Annotated in this window: 17 protein-coding genes; 10 read left to right on the forward strand and 7 right to left on the reverse strand. The window is 64.5% G+C overall.

The features are described 5' to 3' along the window. Positions 1-43: 43 nt before the first annotated feature. Entirely contained in the window at positions 44-652 is a 609-nt protein-coding gene (locus tag JQ604_RS10875) for an FMN-dependent NADH-azoreductase (RefSeq protein WP_212356555.1), read from the forward strand. 197 nt (positions 653-849) lie between these two features. Here the strand turns inward: JQ604_RS10875 and JQ604_RS10880 are convergent, their stop codons facing one another. Both JQ604_RS10880 and JQ604_RS10885 read right to left on the reverse strand, forming a co-directional pair. Beyond that, positions 850-1,008, reverse strand: a complete 159-nt coding sequence (locus JQ604_RS10880) for a hypothetical protein (protein WP_212356558.1) — start codon at positions 1,006-1,008, stop codon at positions 850-852. A gap of 219 nt (positions 1,009-1,227) precedes the next feature. Beyond that, positions 1,228-2,001, reverse strand: coding sequence for an SDR family NAD(P)-dependent oxidoreductase (locus tag JQ604_RS10885; RefSeq protein WP_212356561.1), 774 nt, complete (start codon positions 1,999-2,001; stop codon positions 1,228-1,230). A 106-nt stretch (positions 2,002-2,107) separates the two neighbouring features. Between JQ604_RS10885 and JQ604_RS10890 the strand changes: the two genes are divergently transcribed. Continuing rightward, positions 2,108-2,575, forward strand: coding sequence for a winged helix-turn-helix transcriptional regulator (locus tag JQ604_RS10890; RefSeq protein ID WP_212356564.1), 468 nt, complete (start codon positions 2,108-2,110; stop codon positions 2,573-2,575). A 752-nt stretch (positions 2,576-3,327) separates the two neighbouring features. Here the strand turns inward: JQ604_RS10890 and JQ604_RS10895 are convergent. After that, a complete protein-coding gene (locus JQ604_RS10895; protein ID WP_212356979.1) occupies positions 3,328-3,567 on the reverse strand; it encodes a hypothetical protein in 240 nt (79 codons plus the stop codon). Positions 3,568-3,791: 224 nt separating this feature from the next. Here JQ604_RS10895 and topA point away from each other — a divergent pair, with 224 nt between their 5' ends. From topA to JQ604_RS10920, 5 genes are all read left to right on the forward strand, one after another. Further along, complete coding sequence (gene topA / locus JQ604_RS10900; protein WP_212356567.1) at positions 3,792-6,539, forward strand: type I DNA topoisomerase; 2,748 nt, start codon at positions 3,792-3,794, stop codon at positions 6,537-6,539. Beyond that, positions 6,540-8,873 carry a ribonuclease R gene (gene rnr, locus JQ604_RS10905; protein WP_212356570.1) on the forward strand — a complete coding sequence of 778 codons (2,334 nt, stop codon included), beginning with the start codon at positions 6,540-6,542 and terminating at the stop codon, positions 8,871-8,873. Next, a complete protein-coding gene (locus JQ604_RS10910; protein WP_212356573.1) occupies positions 8,861-9,304 on the forward strand; it encodes a DUF983 domain-containing protein in 444 nt (147 codons plus the stop codon). Before rnr ends, JQ604_RS10910 begins: the two co-directional genes overlap by 13 nt. A gap of 34 nt (positions 9,305-9,338) precedes the next feature. Continuing rightward, the gene (locus tag JQ604_RS10915; protein ID WP_212356576.1) at positions 9,339-10,079 is read left to right on the forward strand and encodes an NUDIX hydrolase; all 741 of its coding nucleotides are present in this window, start codon (positions 9,339-9,341) and stop codon (positions 10,077-10,079) included. 122 nt (positions 10,080-10,201) lie between these two features. Continuing rightward, positions 10,202-11,527, forward strand: a complete 1,326-nt coding sequence (locus JQ604_RS10920; RefSeq protein ID WP_212356579.1) for an LLM class flavin-dependent oxidoreductase — start codon at positions 10,202-10,204, stop codon at positions 11,525-11,527. 20 nt (positions 11,528-11,547) lie between these two features. On the opposite strand, the gene JQ604_RS10925 is transcribed toward JQ604_RS10920, so the two are convergent. Next, positions 11,548-12,096: a hypothetical protein gene (locus JQ604_RS10925; protein ID WP_212356582.1), complete on the reverse strand. Its 549-nt coding sequence runs from the start codon at positions 12,094-12,096 to the stop codon at positions 11,548-11,550. Between the two features lie 214 nt (positions 12,097-12,310). On the opposite strand from JQ604_RS10925, the gene rpmG reads away from it, so the two are divergent. Next, positions 12,311-12,478 (forward strand): 50S ribosomal protein L33, encoded by a 168-nt coding sequence (gene rpmG / locus JQ604_RS10930; protein WP_018271988.1) that lies wholly within the window; start codon positions 12,311-12,313, stop codon positions 12,476-12,478. A 53-nt stretch (positions 12,479-12,531) separates the two neighbouring features. On the opposite strand, the gene JQ604_RS10935 is transcribed toward rpmG, so the two are convergent. Then, a complete protein-coding gene (locus JQ604_RS10935) occupies positions 12,532-13,764 on the reverse strand; it encodes an MFS transporter (protein WP_212356584.1) in 1,233 nt (410 codons plus the stop codon). Positions 13,765-13,897: 133 nt separating this feature from the next. Between JQ604_RS10935 and JQ604_RS10940 the strand changes: the two genes are divergently transcribed. Beyond that, positions 13,898-14,464 carry a TetR/AcrR family transcriptional regulator gene (locus JQ604_RS10940; protein WP_212356587.1) on the forward strand — a complete coding sequence of 189 codons (567 nt, stop codon included), beginning with the start codon at positions 13,898-13,900 and terminating at the stop codon, positions 14,462-14,464. Positions 14,465-14,567: 103 nt separating this feature from the next. Beyond that, the gene (locus JQ604_RS10945; RefSeq protein WP_249158179.1) at positions 14,568-15,773 is read left to right on the forward strand and encodes a serine hydrolase domain-containing protein; all 1,206 of its coding nucleotides are present in this window, start codon (positions 14,568-14,570) and stop codon (positions 15,771-15,773) included. On the opposite strand, the gene JQ604_RS10950 is transcribed toward JQ604_RS10945, so the two are convergent. Beyond that, positions 15,770-17,143: a PleD family two-component system response regulator gene (locus tag JQ604_RS10950; protein WP_212356590.1), complete on the reverse strand. Its 1,374-nt coding sequence runs from the start codon at positions 17,141-17,143 to the stop codon at positions 15,770-15,772. The two genes, JQ604_RS10945 and JQ604_RS10950, sit on opposite strands and share 4 nt — an antisense overlap. A gap of 14 nt (positions 17,144-17,157) precedes the next feature. Beyond that, on the reverse strand, positions 17,158-17,523 hold the full coding sequence (locus JQ604_RS10955) for a response regulator (protein ID WP_027538546.1): 366 nt from the start codon (positions 17,521-17,523) through the stop codon (positions 17,158-17,160). Between the last annotated feature and the right edge of the window lie 170 nt (positions 17,524-17,693).

Consider the following 17,693-nt stretch of genomic DNA (forward strand, 5'->3'; position numbering starts at 1 on the left):
ATATAGCGCCAGTTACAAATCCATACCAAGGGTGACACCAACCATGAAACTGCTGCATGTCGACTCCTCCGTCCTCGGCCCCCACTCGGTCAGCCGCCAGGTTTCCGCCGCCATCGTCGACCGGCTGCGCCAGGCCAATCCCGGGACTGACGTGACCTATCGCGACCTCACCACGACCCCGCTCGCCCATCTCTCGGGTTCCCACCTCGCGGTCGCGCAAGGCGCGCCGGCCGAAGCCGCGCTGCAGGGCGACCTCGCGCTCGGCGAGACCGTGCTGGAGGAATTTCTCGCAGCCGACACCGTCGTGATCGGCGCCCCCATGTACAATTTCTCCGTCCCCTCCCAGCTCAAGGCCTGGATCGACCGCATCGCCGTGCGCGGCAAGACCTTCAGCTACGGCCCGAACGGCCCGCAGGGCCTCGCCGGTGACAAGCGCGTCATCATCGCGGTCTCGCGCGGCGGCTTCTACGGCGCCAACATGCCGACGGCGTCGTTCGAGCATCTCGAGACGTATCTGCGGGCGGTGTTCAGCTTCATCGGCGTGACGAAGCTCGAATTCATCCCGGCCGACGGCGTCCAGGTCGGCCCCGAGCATCGCGAGAAAGCCGTCGCCGGCGCGCTGCAGGCGGCCAGCGCGCTCAACGCAGCCTGATCGGATCGGATGATGCCTGCCGTCGCGGCAACAGCGGCGGCGGGCGCTTCTTGGAGAGCGACAGGTCTTCCCCCTCATGGTGAGGAGCGCGTAGCGCGTCTCGAACCATGAGGCCCCGTTCGTGGCCTGCATCCTTCGAGACGCCCGCTTCGCGGGCTCCTCAGGATGAGGGTTGGGACAGTTATGCTGGAATAGAATTAGAACCAGGCGCCGTTGATCCCGAGGATCACGGCAACCAGCGAGATCAAAAGACCAATTCCTGAAAACAACGCGACTGAAACAAATTGACCGGTATCTGATTGCTCGGCTTCGGACGAGACCGGAACCGAGGTCGGGATGCGAGCGGCTTTGGGCATTGCTGCACTCCAGGTGAAATCGATGATGAAAATTCCCCTGCCCTCATTCTGATGTCTTGGCAGCCCGACGAAGGTTCAACGGGTCGGGCAGCTTTCTGCACGGTAGCAGACAATTGAAACGGCCGACGTGACCCAGATCACGTCGGCCGTTGTTTGAATGTGATCTTTCGGAATTGCGCTTCACAGTTCCCGATCACGTCAGCGACAATTCAAATCAAATCAGCCGCGAAAGATCGGTGCGCCCGCAGGCGACGCAGTGGCGCCGCCGTCGACGAACAGCTCCTGGCCCTGCACATGGGCGGAGTCGTCAGAGGCCAGGAACAGCACAGTCTTCGAGATGTGGTCGGGCTCGCCGATGCGGCCGAGCGGCGTGACCGCGCCGATCCGTTTCTCGAACACCTTCTCCGCCTCCGGCGTTGCGGTCGCAGCGCCCCAGATCGGCGTCCGCACCGCGCCCGGCGCCACCACATTGACGCGGACGTTGCGCGGCGACAGCTCGGAGGCCATCACCCGCGCCATCGCGCGCACGCCGGCCTTGCTCGCCGCATAGGCCGAGTAGCCGGGATTGCCGAGCACGGAGATCACAGAGCCATTGAGGATGATCGACGCGCCGTCATTGAGATGCGCCGCGGCCGCCTGCACCGTGAAGAACACGCCGGTGAGATTGGTGCGGATCACGCTTTCGAAAGCGGATAGCGTGGTGCCACCCACCGGGGTCTGACCGGGAATGCCGGCATTCGCGAACACGACGTCGAACTTGCCGAACTTTTCCGCGCCCTGCTTCACCGCTGCTTCCAGCGCCGCGACGTCGGTGGCATCGGCCACGACGGCCAGCGCATTGGGCCCCAGTTCCTTCGCGGCCGCCGCCAGCGTCTCCCTGTTGCGCCCGGTGATGACGACTTTCGCGCCCTCCGCGACGAACAGTTTGGCCGTCGCCAGTCCGATGCCGCTGTTGCCGCCGGTGATCAGTGCCGTCTTGCCTGCCAGTCTCATGTCCGACTCCTAGGTGGTTGCATTATTAAACTTCGTTGCCCACGTAAGCCATCTGGTTTAATATTGCAACCACACAAGCGCGTGATGACGCACACCGGAGATCGCGATGAAACGAACCAGCCTGGCCGGCGATGAATGCCCGATTGCCCGCGCGCTCGACGTGTTCGGCGACTGGTGGTCGCTCCTGATCATCCGCGACGCCATGCTCGGCCGCCGCCGCTTCGGCGAATTCCAGGCGAGCCTCGGACTTGCGAAGAACATCCTGACCACGCGGCTGCGCACCCTGGTCGAGCGCGGGATCCTGACCACGGTCCCCGCCGCCGACGGCAGCGCCTATCAGGACTATGTGCTGACGCCGAAGGGCCGCGGCCTGTTCCCGATCATGGTCGCGCTCCGGCAATGGAGCGAGGAATTCGACGAGCACCCGGAGGAGATCGGCACCATCCTGGTCGACCGCGACAAGGGCAAGCCGGTGAGGAAGCTCGCGCTGTATTCGCAGGACGGCCGGTTGCTGAGCGCCGCCGACACGATGATGAAGCCACGGCCGAAGCCCCGACGGCGTGTCGTGGCGTAGGGCGGATTAGCGCTAGCGTAATCCGCCGTCCTTTGCCGCGACACGAGTTGGCGGATTACGCCGGAGCCTGTCATCGGGCCGCGCTTTGCGCGGACCCGTTGGGCTAATCCGCCCTACGATTAGCGGAAATTTTATTCCGATTCGACGAATATCATTTGACTCCGCCCCAAATCAATGATCTAATGCCCCCATCTCACCCGTTGAGGGGCGCTTCGCGAAACGTCACGAACGTGGGGGAGATGCGGTGGACGCCGAGCGTGCAGAGACGTGTGTGCGCAAGGCGGACGGCGAAGTCGTGTGGGCCTGCCGCCCCGATGCTGGTGGTAAGCACGCGAACAGGCTAACGCCTGTCGCGGACGATGGGGACACAAACGCAGAGTCTCCCCAGGGCGAGCACGTATAAGCCGTAACCCATCGCGCAGGGAAAGCCGGAGTGCCTCCGCTGGACCTGTATGCTCGTGCGCGCACTCTTCTACTCATTGCGCGCGAGACCGCGGGTGCAGCGTGCGCCCGGCTTTCCCTGCGCCCTCTTCATCAAGAGAGCGCGAAACAACAGACAAGACTCGGACAAATCATGTCGCGAGAACGAGAAGCTGCGAGCTATTGAAGCTGCGCGCACCACACACTCGTCGTCCTGGCGAAAGCCAGGACCCATTACCCCAAATGTGAGTTGTCGCGCGATGCTGTGGCCACCATCCCTTCCACAACTAAACTCGGTGGACGACGATGGGGATGGAGCGCCGTGAACTACCTCACGACAACTTCCTGCGGCTGCGCAGCCGCATCAGCTCGTCGGCCTCCAGCCGCGCCATCGCCATCAGATGGTCGAGCACGTCGAAGCCATGGTGCTGCGCGAGCCGGCCGAACTTGCTCACGGCCGCCGCGATCAGCGCCAGTGCCTCATCCGGAATGACCTCCGCATGCGGCTCGTCCTTCGATGCTTGTTTGCGGCCGGATCCCCGACGTTTCCGGCCGCCTCCTGTCCTGCTCAAAACCGTACCCAAATCCCCGATGACGCTAGCGATACCCCCATTTTGCCCACAACCATAGGACGACTTTTGCTACTTTCCGGATACGTCCCGCTAACCCACGGAACATCAATCAATATCTGGCGATTTGACAGCGGGGTCCCCAGCACCCATGTTCGCCGCGAAACGGCGGGCCGCGAGTCTAGCGGAACCCGCCTCAAGGTTTTCCCGTAAGCTATTGGAATGACATGAATATCGTCATCGTTGAGTCGCCAGCCAAGGCCAAGACGATCAACAAATATCTGGGCTCCTCCTATGAGGTCCTGGCGTCGTTCGGCCATGTTCGCGACCTCCCGGCGAAGAACGGTTCGGTCGATCCGGAAGCCAATTTCCAGATGATCTGGGAGGTCGATCCGAAGGCCGCCAGCCGGCTCAACGACATCGCGAAAGCGCTCAAGGGCGCCGACCGCCTGATTCTCGCAACCGACCCTGATCGCGAGGGTGAGGCCATCTCCTGGCACGTGCTTGAAGTGATGAAGGAGAAGCGCGCGCTGAAGGATCAGAAGATCGAGCGCGTGGTGTTCAACGCCATCACCAAGCAGGCCGTCACCGACGCGATGAAGGCGCCGCGCGAGATCGACGGTGCGCTGGTCGATGCCTATATGGCGCGCCGCGCGCTGGACTATCTGGTCGGCTTCACCCTCTCGCCCGTGCTGTGGCGCAAGCTGCCCGGCGCCCGCTCCGCCGGCCGCGTGCAATCGGTCGCGTTGCGGCTGGTCTGCGACCGCGAGCTCGAGATCGAGAAGTTCGTACCCAGGGAATACTGGTCGCTGGTCGCCACCATGACGACCGTGCGCGGCGACACGTTTGAAGCCCGCCTGGTCGGCGCCGACGGCAAGAAGCTCGCCCGCCTCGACATCGGCACCGGCGCCGAAGCCGAAGACTTCAAGAAGGCGATCGAGGCCGCAAACTTCACCGTCAAGTCGGTGGAAGCAAAACCCGCGCGGCGCAATCCGCAAGCGCCCTTCACCACCTCGACCCTGCAGCAGGAAGCCAGCCGCAAGCTCGGCTTTGCGCCGGCACACACCATGCGCATCGCGCAGCGTCTTTATGAAGGCATCGACATCGGCGGCGAGACCACCGGTCTCATTACTTATATGCGAACCGACGGCGTGCAGATCGACCCCTCCGCCATCACCCAGGCGCGCAAGGTGATCGGCGAGGATTACGGCAACGCCTATGTGCCGGACGCCCCGCGCCAGTACCAGACCAAGGCCAAGAACGCGCAGGAAGCCCACGAAGCGATCCGCCCGACCGACCTCTCCCGTCGTCCGTCGAACATCGGCCGCCGGCTCGATGCCGATCAGGCCCGTCTCTATGAGCTGATCTGGAAGCGCACCATCGCCAGCCAGATGGAATCCGCCGAGCTCGAACGCACCACGGTCGACATCGAGGCCCGCGCCGGCTCGCGCGTGCTGGAACTGCGTGCCTCCGGCCAGGTCATCAAGTTCGACGGCTTCCTCGCGCTGTACCAGGAAGGCCATGACGACGAGGAGGATGAGGATTCACGCCGCCTGCCCGCCATGAACGAAGGCGAAGCGGTCAAGCGCCAGAGCCTTGCCGTCACCCAGCATTTCACCGAGCCGCCGCCGCGCTTCTCGGAAGCGTCGCTGGTGAAGCGGATGGAAGAGCTCGGCATCGGCCGCCCCTCGACCTACGCCTCGATCCTGCAGGTCTTGAAGGACCGCGGCTACGTCAAGCTGGAGAAGAAGCGCCTGCATGGCGAGGACAAAGGCCGCGTCGTGGTCGCGTTCCTCGAAAACTTCTTCGCCCGCTACGTCGAATATGACTTCACCGCCGCGCTCGAAGAGCAGCTCGACCGTATCTCCAACAACGAGATCGCCTGGCAGCAGGTGCTGCAGGATTTCTGGCGCGGCTTCAACGGCGCGGTCAACGACATCAAGGATCTGCGCGTTGCCGAGGTGCTCGATGCGCTCGACGACATGCTCGGCCCGCACATTTATCCACCGCGCGCGGACGGCGGCGATATCAGGCAGTGCCCGACCTGCGGCACCGGCCGGCTCAATCTGAAGGCCGGCAAGTTCGGCGCCTTCGTCGGCTGCTCGAACTATCCGGAGTGCCGCTACACCCGTCCGCTCGCGGCCGACAGCGCCGAGAGTGCCGACCGCGTCCTCGGCAAGGATCCCGAGACCGATCGCGACGTTGCGGTGAAGGCCGGCCGGTTCGGCCCCTACATCCAGCTCGGCGAGCAGAAGGATTACGAGGAAGGCGAGAAGCCGAAACGCGCCGGCATCCCCAAGGGCACCTCGCCCGGCGATGTCGATCTCGAGTTGGCGCTGAAGCTGCTGTCGCTGCCGCGCGAGATCGGCCGGCATCCGGAGACCGGGGAGCCGATCACGGCCGGCATCGGCCGCTTCGGCCCGTTCGTGAAGCATGAGAAGACCTACGCCAGCCTGGAAGCCGGCGACGAGGTGTTCGATATCGGCCTCAATCGCGCGGTGACGCTGATCGCCGAGAAGGTCGCAAAGGGTCCGAGCGGACGCCGCTTCGGCTCCGATCCCGGCAAGCAGCTCGGCGATCATCCCTCGCTTGGCGCAGTCGCCATGAAGAACGGCCGCTATGGTCACTACGTCACCGCGGGCGGCGTCAACGCCACGATCCCGAGCGACAAGGCGCCTGACGAGGTCACGCTCGCCGAAGCCATCGCGCTGATCGACGAGCGCGCAGCCAAGGGCGGCGGCAAGGCCAAGAAGAAGGCCGCGCCGAAGAAGGCTACGAAGGCGGCCAAATCAGAAGGCGACGCCGAGGCGAAGCCCGCCAAGAAGGCTCCGGCGAAGGCCGCCGCCAAGCCGAAGGCGGATGCCGCCAGCAAGGCGCGCGCACCGGTGGCATCGGCCTCGAAAACCTCAGCTGCGAAGCCAGCGGCCGAGAACGGGGCGCCCGCGAAGAAAAGCGCCGGCAAGGCACGAGGGTAAGTGAAACGCAAACACGACCATGGCTTTCCGGCCCGGGACGCCATCGTCGCCTTCATCCGCGCCAATCCAGGCAAGGTCGGCACCCGCGAGATCGCCCGCGAGTTCGGCCTGAAGAACGCCGACCGCATCGAGCTGAAGCGGATGCTCCGCGAGCTCGCCGATGACGGCACGATCGCCAAGCGCCGGCGCAAGATCCATCAGCCGGCCGAGCTGCCGCCGACCGTGCTCGCCGACATCACCGGCCGCGACAGCGACGGCGAACTGATCGCCTCGCCCACCGAGTGGGACACCGAAGAGAACGGCACCGCGCCGAAGATCCGGATCGAGACGCCGCGGCGGCCGAAACCCGGCACCGCCGCAGGTGTCGGCGATCGCGCCCTGCTCCGCATCGAGAAGACCGACGAGACCGACGGCACGCCCTATCGCGGCCGCGTCATCAAGGTGATCGATCACGCGCGCACCCGCATCCTCGGCATTTTCCGCCCGCACCCCGCCGGCGGCGGGCGGCTGATCCCCGTCGACAAGAAGCAGGTCGGCCGCGAGCTACATATCGGCAAGGACGACACCGGCGGCGCCGAGGACGGCGACCTCGTCGCCGTCGACCTCGTGCGCAGCCGTGGCTACGGCCTCGCCTCGGGCAAGGTGAAGGAGCGGCTCGGCTCGCTGTCGAGCGAGAAGGCGATCAGCCTGATCGCAATCCACGCCCACGACATCCCGCAGGTGTTCTCGCCGTCAGCCATCCGCGAGTCCGAGGACGCGAAGCCTGCGACCTTGCAGGGCCGCGAGGACTGGCGCGACGTGCCGCTGGTCACGATCGATCCGCCCGACGCCAAGGATCACGATGACGCCGTGCACGCGGAGCCGGATCCCGATCCGAACAATGCCGGCGGCTATATCGTCCACGTCGCGATCGCCGATGTCGCCTTCTATGTGCGGCCGGGCTCGGCGCTCGACCGCGACGCGCTGCTGCGCGGCAACTCGGTCTATTTCCCCGACCGCGTCGTGCCGATGCTGCCGGAGCGCATCTCCAACAATCTCTGCTCGCTGGTGCCGGGCGAGCCGCGCGGCGCGCTCGCGGTGCGCATGGTGATCGGCGCCGACGGCCGCAAGCGCTCGCACAGCTTCCATCGCGTGCTGATGCGCTCGGCCGCCAAGCTCGCTTATGCGCAGGCGCAGGCCGCGATCGACGGCAAGCCGGATGACACCACGGGGCCCCTGCTCGATCCAATCCTCAAGCCGCTATGGACCGCTTACAGGTTGGCAAAACTCGCGCGCGACGAGCGCGATCCGCTCGATCTCGATCTGCCCGAGCGCAAGATCCTGCTGAAGCCCGACGGCACCGTCGATCGCGTGATCATCCCTGATAGGCTCGACGCGCACCGGCTGATCGAGGAGTTCATGATCCTCGCCAACGTCGCGGCCGCCGAGACGCTGGAGAAAAAGGGTCTGCCGCTGATCTATCGCGTGCATGACGAGCCGACCCAGGAGAAGGTGCACAACCTCCAGGAATTCTTGAAGACGCTCGATCTGCCCTTCACCAAATCAGGCGCGCTGCGGCCATCGCTGTTCAACCGCGTGCTGGCGCAGGTCGCGGGCGAGGATTACGAGCCGCTGGTCAACGAGGTCGTGCTGCGCTCGCAGGCACAGGCCGAGTACTCCTCCGAGAATTACGGTCACTTCGGCCTCAACCTGCGCCGCTATGCGCACTTCACCTCGCCGATCCGCCGCTATGCGGACCTGATCGTGCATCGCGCGCTGATCCGCGCGCTCGGCCTGGGCGAAGGCGCGCTGCCGCAGGATGAGACGGTCGAGACGCTGAGCGAAATCTCCGCGCAGATCTCGGCCACCGAACGCCGCGCCATGAAGGCTGAGCGCGAGACAACGGACCGGCTAATCGCGCATCACCTCGCCGATCGCGTCGGCGCCTCGTTCCAGGGCCGCATCTCCGGCGTCACCCGCGCCGGGCTGTTCGTGAAGCTCGACGATACCGGCGCCGATGGCCTGGTTCCGATCCGTACTATCGGCACCGAATACTTCAACTATGATGAGACGCGCCATGCGCTGATCGGCTCGCGCAGCGGAACCATGTACCGGCTCGGCGATGTCGTCGACGTGAAGCTGGTCGAGGCCGCACCGGTGGCCGGCGCGTTGCGCTTTGAGCTATTGTCGGACGGTCAGGTCATTCCGCGTGGCAGAAAACGCGACGGTGCAGCACGCATCGGTCGCAGCCCAAAGCCGCACAAGGAGCGGAAAGAGCGCAAGACAAAGAAGGACCGCAAGCCGGCCAAGCAGAAGTCCGGCAAATCGAAGCGAGGCAAGTCATGGACAAAGTGACTGAGCCGACGGTGGTCTGGAGCCGCGAGACGGCCGTCGAACTCGAGAAGCGCAATCTCTGGAGTGCGATGAAGCGCGGTTTTCACTGCCGCTGCCCGCGCTGCGGTGAAGGCAGGCTGTTTCGCGCCTTCCTCAAGGTCGATAACACCTGCTCCGCCTGCGGCCTCGATTTCACGCCGCACCGCGCCGACGACCTGCCCGCCTATCTCGTGATCGTCGTGGTCGGGCACATCGTGGTTCCGCTGGCGCTGGCGATCGAGACCGCCTATTCGCCGCCGATCGCGCTGCAGATGGCGATCTATCTGCCGCTCACGCTGATCCTGTCGCTGGTGCTGCTGCAGCCGATCAAAGGCGCCGTGGTAGGCTTCCAGTGGGCCCTACGTATGCATGGCTTCGACGAGAATCCCCCTAGCGACATCCCCCCGGTCTAGCTAAACCGGACGCAAGGAACGAAACGGGGAAGAGATGACTGAAGCTGCCGCCCGCGTCCACCAAGGGGAAAAAGAAGCCGATCACCATCCGTATTTTCGTCCGAAAGATGCGGCGACGCTGATTCTGATCGATCGCTCCGGTGCCAAACCGAAAGTGCTGGTCGGCAAGCGCCACGACAAGGTGGTGTTCATGCCGGGCAAATACGTCTTTCCCGGCGGCCGCGTCGACAAGGCCGACAATCGCGTGCCGGTGGCTGCTCCCATCACGCCCGAGCTCGAAGCCAACCTGCTCAAGGGCGCGCCGAAGATCACGCCCGGCCGCGCGCGTGCGCTCGCCAATGCCGCGATCCGCGAAGCCTGCGAGGAGACCGGTCTCTGCCTCGGCCGCAAGGTCGACAAATCCGGCAAGCTCGAAGGGCCCTGGGCGCCATTCGCCAATGCCGGCCTGCTGCCCGATCCGTCGAGCCTGTTCTTGATCGCGCGCGCGATCACCCCGCCCGGCCGCGTCCGCCGCTTCGACACCCGATTCTTCACCGCCGACGCTTCCTCGATCGCCCACCGCGTCGAGGGCGTGGTGCATGCCGATGCCGAGCTGGTCGATCTCGTCTGGGTCGAGATCGGCTCCGAGCCGCTGGCGGATGCGCATGCCATGACCAAGAACGTGCTCGCCGAGCTCGACCGACGCCTCGCCACCGGCCCATTGCGCCACGACGCGCCGGTGCCGTTCTTCCATTTCTACGGCGGCAAGATGCAGAAGGATATTTTGGGCGCCTAGGCGCCTTGCTGGAATGACGGCGTTTTGAGTACCCGCCCAAAAACAAAATAACTTTCCCAGTGGCGCCGCCGCGTGTGGTGCCTATCTGTTCCGCTAACGACAACGATCACGGAACGGGGCAAATGGCGAAGCGTCAACTCAAGCTGGGCGCGTTCATGCGGCCGATCTCCATCCACACCGGCGCCTGGCGCTACCCCGGGGCCTGGCCCGACGCCAATTTCAACTTCGACCATATCAAGCAGCTGATCCGAAAGCTCGAGGCCGGCAAGTTCGACGCCTTCTTCATGGCCGATCACCTCGCCGTGCTGAACATGCCCGTCAATGCGCTGAAGCGCAGCCACACCGTGACGTCGTTCGAGCCGTTCACGTTGTTGTCGGCCTTGTCAGCAGTCACCAACAATATCGGCCTGATCGCCACCGGTTCGACCACTTTCGACGAGCCCTATCACGTCGCCCGCCGCTTCGCCTCGCTCGACCACATCTCCGGCGGCCGTGCGGGCTGGAATATCGTCACCACGTCCAACCCCGACGCCGCGCTGAATTTCGGCCTCGACGATCACATGGAGCATGCCGAGCGCTACAAGCGGGCCCGCGAGTTCTATGACGTCGTCACCGGCCTCTGGGATTCCTTCGCCGACGACGCCTTCGTGCGCGACGTCGAGTCCGGCCTGTTCTTCGAGCCCTCGAAGATGCATGTGCTCGATCACAAGGGCAAATATCTCTCGGTGCGCGGCCCGCTCAACATCGCCCGGCCCGTGCAGGGCTGGCCTGTCATCGTGCAGGCCGGTGCGTCCGAAGATGGCAGGCAGCTCGCAGCTGAAACGGCGGAGGCCGTGTTCACCGGCGGCGGTAGCCTCGCTGACGGACAGAAGCTCTATGCCGACATCAAGGGCCGCATGGAGACAATCGGCCGCGATCCCGAGCATCTGAAGATCCTGCCCGGCGCGTTCGTCGTGGTCGGTGACAGCGTCGAGGAAGCCAAGGAGAAGCGCGCCCTGCTCGACAGCCGCGTGCATTACGACAGCGCGATTGCATCACTCTCGGTCGTGCTCGGCACCGACGCATCCGGCTTCGATCCCGACGGGCAATTGCCGCCGATCCCGGAAACCAATGCCAGCAAAAGTGGCCGTCAGCGCATCGTCGACGTTGCCGCGCGTGACAAGCTCACGGTACGCCAGCTCGCGGCCCGCGTCGGCGGCTATGGCGGCCTCGCCTTTGTCGGCACGCCGCAGACCATCGCCGATCAGATGGAGGACTGGCTGACCAGCCGCGGCAGCGACGGCTTCAACATCATGTTTCCCTATCTGCCGGAAGGCCTGTTCGACTTCGTCGACAAGGTGGTGCCGGAGCTGCAGCGGCGCGGAATCTTCCGCACCGAGTATGAGGGCAAGACGCTGCGCGACAATCTCGGCCTGCCGCGGCCGAAGAACCGGTTTTTCGAGAGCTGAGCGGGGACGCGCGATTGCGATCAGTGCGCGTCCGGTTCGGTGCCGACATAATCCCTGTCGCCGAGCTTCAGCTCGGACCCGAGCTTGCGCGCGAACGTCTTCGCCTCGGCACGCGTGTCGAAGGACGACACCATGACCGGCTTGGTACCGCGGCCGCCGCAGAGAGCCACGTGATAGGCGGTGTAGTTGCCATCGGAGTCGCTGTGATCGGTGACGCTGATGAACTTGAACTCGCCGAGCGGACGCTCGTTGCGAAACCTCAGCGGGCCGAATTGCTTGATGACGAACAGACGCGCAGAGGTCGGATCGACGTCAATGAAATAGCGGAACGTTGCCAGGATCAGTCCGGGCACGCCGATCAAAAGCGCGAAGCCGGCCAGGATCAGCAGCCCCGCCCAGTCCTCGCTCCAGTAACGCGTGCCCGTCAGGTCGCCCTTCAGCACGATGCCGATGTAGTAAAGGAAGTAGCTGCTGCCTGCGAGGAAGGGCAAAGCGAACAGGCGGAAATACCATTCCTTCAGCCACTCGACGCGAAGCCGCTGGTCGTCATGGGTGATTGCAACCGTCATCCTGTCCTCAGGCTCAAAATGGGAACAGGCTATGGTCGGCGCAGATATCAACTGGGTTCGACGGGAATCGCCCATTTCGGGGCAAAATTTCCCGGAATCAGGGCCGTTTCGGCCGGGAAAACCTTGACTTCCGGCCGTTTGTGGCTAGTTTCCCGGCCAAACGCGGGCCGATTTGGCCGGCTCCCGATACCCCCTGATTTTCGAGGTTTTGCACATGGCCAAGGCGGTCACCATCAAGGTCAAGCTCGTGTCGACGGCCGACACCGGCTTCTACTACGTCGCCAAGAAGAACTCGCGCACCATGACCGACAAGCTGGTCAAGAAGAAGTACGACCCGGTCGCGCGCAAGCACGTCGAGTTCAAGGAAGCCAAGATCAAGTAAGATCGCTTCTCGCGGATTTTCAAACGGGGCCTTCGCGGCCCCGTTTTGCGTTTCTACGCGGTCTTCAGGATCGGCGGCTGCGCCGGCCTGATCAGCGCGAACGCGACCTGGACAATGCCACCGGCGAGACCGAGCGCAACACCGATGCGCCAGGCCATGGTGTAGGAGCCGAGCGTGTCGTACAGCACCCCGCCTCCGTACGCGCCGAGGAAGCTGCCGATCTGGTGGCTCATGAAGGCAAGCCCCTGGATCATCGCCTGCCAGCGCAGGCCGAACATCTCGGCGACGGCGCCTGCAACCAGCGGACCGACACCCATCCACAGGAAGCCCATGATGGCGCCGAACAGCAGCGTCGAGAACGGCGTTGCCGGCAGCATGAAGTACCAGGCGAGCGCGATCGAGCGGAAGATGTAGATGCCGCCGAGCAGCGCGAGCTTGTTCCAGCGCTGGCCGGCCCAGCCGAAGAACAGCGAGCCGAGCACGTTGAAACCGCCGATCATGCCGAGCGTCTGCGCGCTCAGCATCGGATCGAGACCGCAGATCGCAAGATACGACGGCAGATGCGTGGTGAGGAAGACGAGCTGCATGCCGCAGACCATGTAGGCGCAGGTCATCACGACGAAGGATGCGTTGCTGAACGCAGTCTTCGCCGCAGTCGCAGCGGTCGCGTTGCCGATGTCGTCGCCGGACGGCTTCGGCAGCGGGATCTGATCGACGCGGCCGGCGTACCAGGCGGCCGGGATCATGAAGACCGAGAGCACCACGAAGCCGGCGAGCCCGACGCGCCAGCCAAAGCCTTCATTGAGCATCTGGCCGATTGGCGCCGACAGCAGCGCGCCGAGCGAGCCCGCGGCGGAGACCATGCCGAGCACGGTGGAGCGCACCGTCTCCGGCACCGCGCGTGCGGCCACCGACATCGAGATGGCCGCCGCCGTGCAGGCGAGCGAGGTGCCGATCAGCTCACCGCCACCGATCATGACGCTGACCAGCCCGTGCGCGGTCGTCATCAGCACAAGGCCCGCGATGTACATCAGCGAGCCGACGATCATGATCGGGCGGAAGCCGTAGCGCACCGTCATCGCGCCGGCCATCGGCTGCAGAAAGCCCCAGGCGAGGTTTTGCACGGCGAGCGCCAGCGTGAAGTCGGACACGGAGATGCGGATGTCGTGCGTCAGCGGCTGCAGGAAGATGCCGAGGCTCTGCCGCAGCCCCATGCTCAGCGTGAGCATGATGGAGGCGCCGATCAGGATGGGAAGCGTGGGACGCAGCACCTGCAAAAGGGGCATTGTTCTTGTTCTCCCTTGGGGGCGCCGCGCGATGGCTTTCGCCTGCGATTCCCATTTTCTTTAGTTACACAGACCTGTGTACTTAGGCTATACAGGGGTGCAGCTGTCAAGCAAAGAGCATCTCGGCCGACGCATGGCATCCCCGCCTCCCAAACAGACCATGAAAGAGCGGATCCTCGAGACCGCCGACAAACTGTTCTACCTGCAGGGCATTCGTGCCATCGGCGTCGACACCATCGCGGCCGAGATCGGCATCAGCAAGCGCACCCTGTACAATCATTTTCCGTCCAAGGACGCGCTGATCGCGGCCTATCTGGAGCGGCGCTTCGTGCAGCCCCGCCCCTCCGACAAGCCGCCGGCCGAGCAGATCCTCGGCACCTTCGATTCGCTGGAGCGGCGGTTTGCATCGAAGGATTTTCGCGGCTGTCCGTTCGTGAACGCCGTCGCCGAGATCGGCGTCGAGGACCCGTCGGTGCGCAAAACCGCGGTGAAATTCAAGGAAAGCCGCCGGCTCTGGTTTCGCGACCTGCTGACCCAGCTCGGCGTCGCCGACGCGGATGCGCTGGCGACACAGCTTGCGCTTTTGGTCGATGGCTCGATCGCGCAAGACCTGGTGCGCCACGATCCGGCGATGGCGCGGGCCGCCAAGGAAGCCGCGCGGGTGCTGCTGCAAAATGCCGGGGTGAAGCTGCCCGCCTGATTCCGGTTGCGTCCACGCGCGCCGTTTGGTTGGTAGCATCGACAGCGCCGCGCATATTCCGTCACACGAGATTGCCGGCCAGCGATGCGACGAGGGAGCGACCATGGAAGATCTGAAAGTGACCCGCACCGGCTACGATTTCGCGCCGGCGCGCGCGGCCATGCAGCGTTACATCGACAACAATCTGCTGTCGGGCATCTCCTCCGCCGTCATGGTCGGCCGCGAGCTCGTCGATGTCAGCTGCGTCGGCTGGGCCGACAAGGAGGCGCAGGTCGAGCTGCGGCCGGATCACATCTTCCGGATTTTCTCCAACACCAAGCTCGTCACCTCCTGCGCCGCGCTGCTGCTGTTCGAGGAAGGCAAGCTCGGGCTCGATGACGCAATCGAAAAATTCATCCCGCAGCTCGGTAATCGGAAGGTGCTGCGGCCGGGCGCCACGTCACTCGACGAGACCGATCTGGCGAAGAGCTCGATCACCATCCGTCAGCTGCTGAGCCACAGCTCCGGCCTGAGCTATGGCTTCTTCGATCCGGGCACGATGATCTTCAAGGCGCTCAACGAGCGCGGCGTGCACAATCCGAATACGACGCTGGCACAGATGGTCGACGTGCTGGCCGACCTGCCGCTGATCTATCAGCCGGGCACATCGTGGGAGTATTCGCTCGCGATCGACGTCGTCGCGCGGCTGGTGGAAGTGGTCAGCGGCCAGCGCTTCGACAATTTCATCAAGGCGCGCATCTTCGATCCGCTCGGCATGGTCGATACCGGCTTTGTCGTGCCGGAAAAGGATCACAAGCGGCTGGTCGCCTACTACGCCGGCGCCGATCTGATGGAGCCGATGAAGCCGGGCCTCACCCGCACCGACAACGCGCCCTTCCCCGGCGCCTATCTCAAGCCCATCGCGCGGCTCAACGGCGGTGGCGGGCTGGTGTCGACCATGCCCGACATGGTCGCGCTGATCCGCAGCCTCTTGCCTGGCGGCAAGATGCTGCTGAAGCCCGAGACGATCACGCAGATGATGACCAACCAGCTGCCGGCGGGACAATGGATCCGCTTCGCGCTGCTCGGCGAGCAGCCCGGCAAGGTGCATGGCCTCGCCGGCGGCATCATCCAGACGCCGTCGGCGGTCGACCATCCCGATGCAGCCGGTGAGCTCTATTGGGGTGGCGTCGCGGGCACGCAATGGTGGATCTCGCCACGGCACAACATGGCCGGCGTGATGATGGCACAGCGGCAGATGGCGTTCACCCATCCGTTCTCGTTCGAGTTCAAACGGATGGCTTACGATGCCATCAAGCGCGGCTCCTAAGCCGCGGCGGAGACCACGCGGTTGCGGCCGTCGTGCTTGGCGCGATAGAGCGCAGTGTCGGCGCGCTTGAGCACGTCGCCGACCGGCTCGCCCTTGCGCTCCAAGGTCGTCAGCCCGATCGAGATCGTGACCTCGATCCGCTTGGAGCCCTTGTCGATCGCAAAGGTCTCGCCCGCGATCGAGCGCCGCAACCGCTCGGCCACCATGCCGGCGACGTGGAGATCTGTTTCGGGCATCACGATCACGAACTCCTCGCCGCCATAGCGGCAGGCGAGATCAATGCCGCGGATCGACTTGCGGATCCGCACCGCGAATTCGCGCAACACGTCGTCGCCGGCGTCGTGGCCGTAGGTGTCGTTGATCGACTTGAAGAAGTCGATGTCGAGGATCATCAGCGCGAGCGGCTTGCCGCGCAGCGAGGCCTGCTCAGCGAGCGTCGCCAGATGGCTCTCCATGTAACGGCGATTGTGCAGACCCGTCAGCGCGTCCGTGATCGCCATCTCGATCGAGTTCTGCACATTGTCGCGCAGATGGTCGGTGTAGCGGCGGCGGCGGATCTGGGTGCGGGCGCGCGCCAAGAGCTCGTTCTTGTCGACCGGGCGCAAGAGGTAATCGTTGACGCCGATCTCGAGCCCGCGCATCAGCCGCGCGTTGTTGTCGGCATCGGAGATGGCGAGGATCGGCACCTGGCGGGTGCGCTCCAGCGAGCGGGCCTGGCTGCACAGCCGCAAGCCGTCGTAATTGTCGAGGCTGAGCGAGACGATCAGCAGATCGTAATTGCCCTCGGCGGCATGGAACAGCGCCTCCGACGGATTGGTCTCGACATCAACGGTGTGTTCGGCCGACAGGATCGGCCCAAGCTTCTCGTAGGACGCCGGACGGTCGTCGACCAGCAGGATGCGGCCGCCCATGCCCTTGTCGGCGATGGCGCTGCGCTCGGGCGCCTGCATGCCGATCTCGAGCGAGGTGATGGCGCGCATGCGCAGCTCATCGGTCATCATCTTCAGCCGGGTCAGCGAGCGCACCCGCGCGATCAGCACGACGTCGGAGACTGGTTTTGTCAGGAAATCGTCGGCGCCGGCCTCCAGGCCGCGCACCCGATCGGACGGGCTGTCCAGCGCGGTGACGATCACGACCGGAATGAAATGCGTCGCCGGATTCGACTTCAGCCGGCGGCAGACCTCAAACCCGTCCATGTCGGGCATCATGACGTCGAGCAGGATGATGTCGCATTCCGCGCGGGAGCAGATCTCGAGCGCTTCGGCCCCATTGGATGCGGTCAGCACGTCGAAATATTCGGCCGACAGGCGGGCTTCCAGAAGCTTGACGTTCGCCGGAACGTCATCGACGACGAGAATGCGCGCGGACATGAAACGGTACTCCCCTATCCGATAAAGCGTCGGACAGTCTCAATGAATTTGCCGACCGAGATCGGCTTGGACAAATAGGCTTCACAGCCGCCCTCGCGGATGCGTTCTTCGTCGCCCTTCATGGCAAAGGCCGTCACGGCCACCACGGGGATCGCTCGCAGCTCCGGATCGTCCTTGATCCAGCGCGTGACTTCGAGGCCGGAGACCTGCGGTAGCTGGATGTCCATCAGGATCAGATCGGGCCGCAGCTTGCGGACGAGGTCGAGCGCCTCGAAACCGTTGCTGGTGCCGGAGGTCTGATAGCCGTGCGCTTCCAACAGATCGCGAAAGAGCTTCATATTGAGCTCGTTGTCCTCCACGATCAGGACGGTTTTGGCCATCCCGTCCCTCCCTAATCCAGGAGACGGGCCCGGCGACGGTGCATCCGGCACCACGCTTGGGGCGCGTCGACATGTGAAATCAAACTAGCGCCAGATTCGCTCTAACCCGTTAAACCCGAGGTCCACTTTCCGAAGCGTGGTTTGCGTTTGCTTGAACACGCTTCCAAGAC

This window comes from Bradyrhizobium jicamae (assembly GCF_018130695.1).
Lineage (GTDB): Bacteria > Pseudomonadota > Alphaproteobacteria > Rhizobiales > Xanthobacteraceae > Bradyrhizobium > Bradyrhizobium jicamae_B.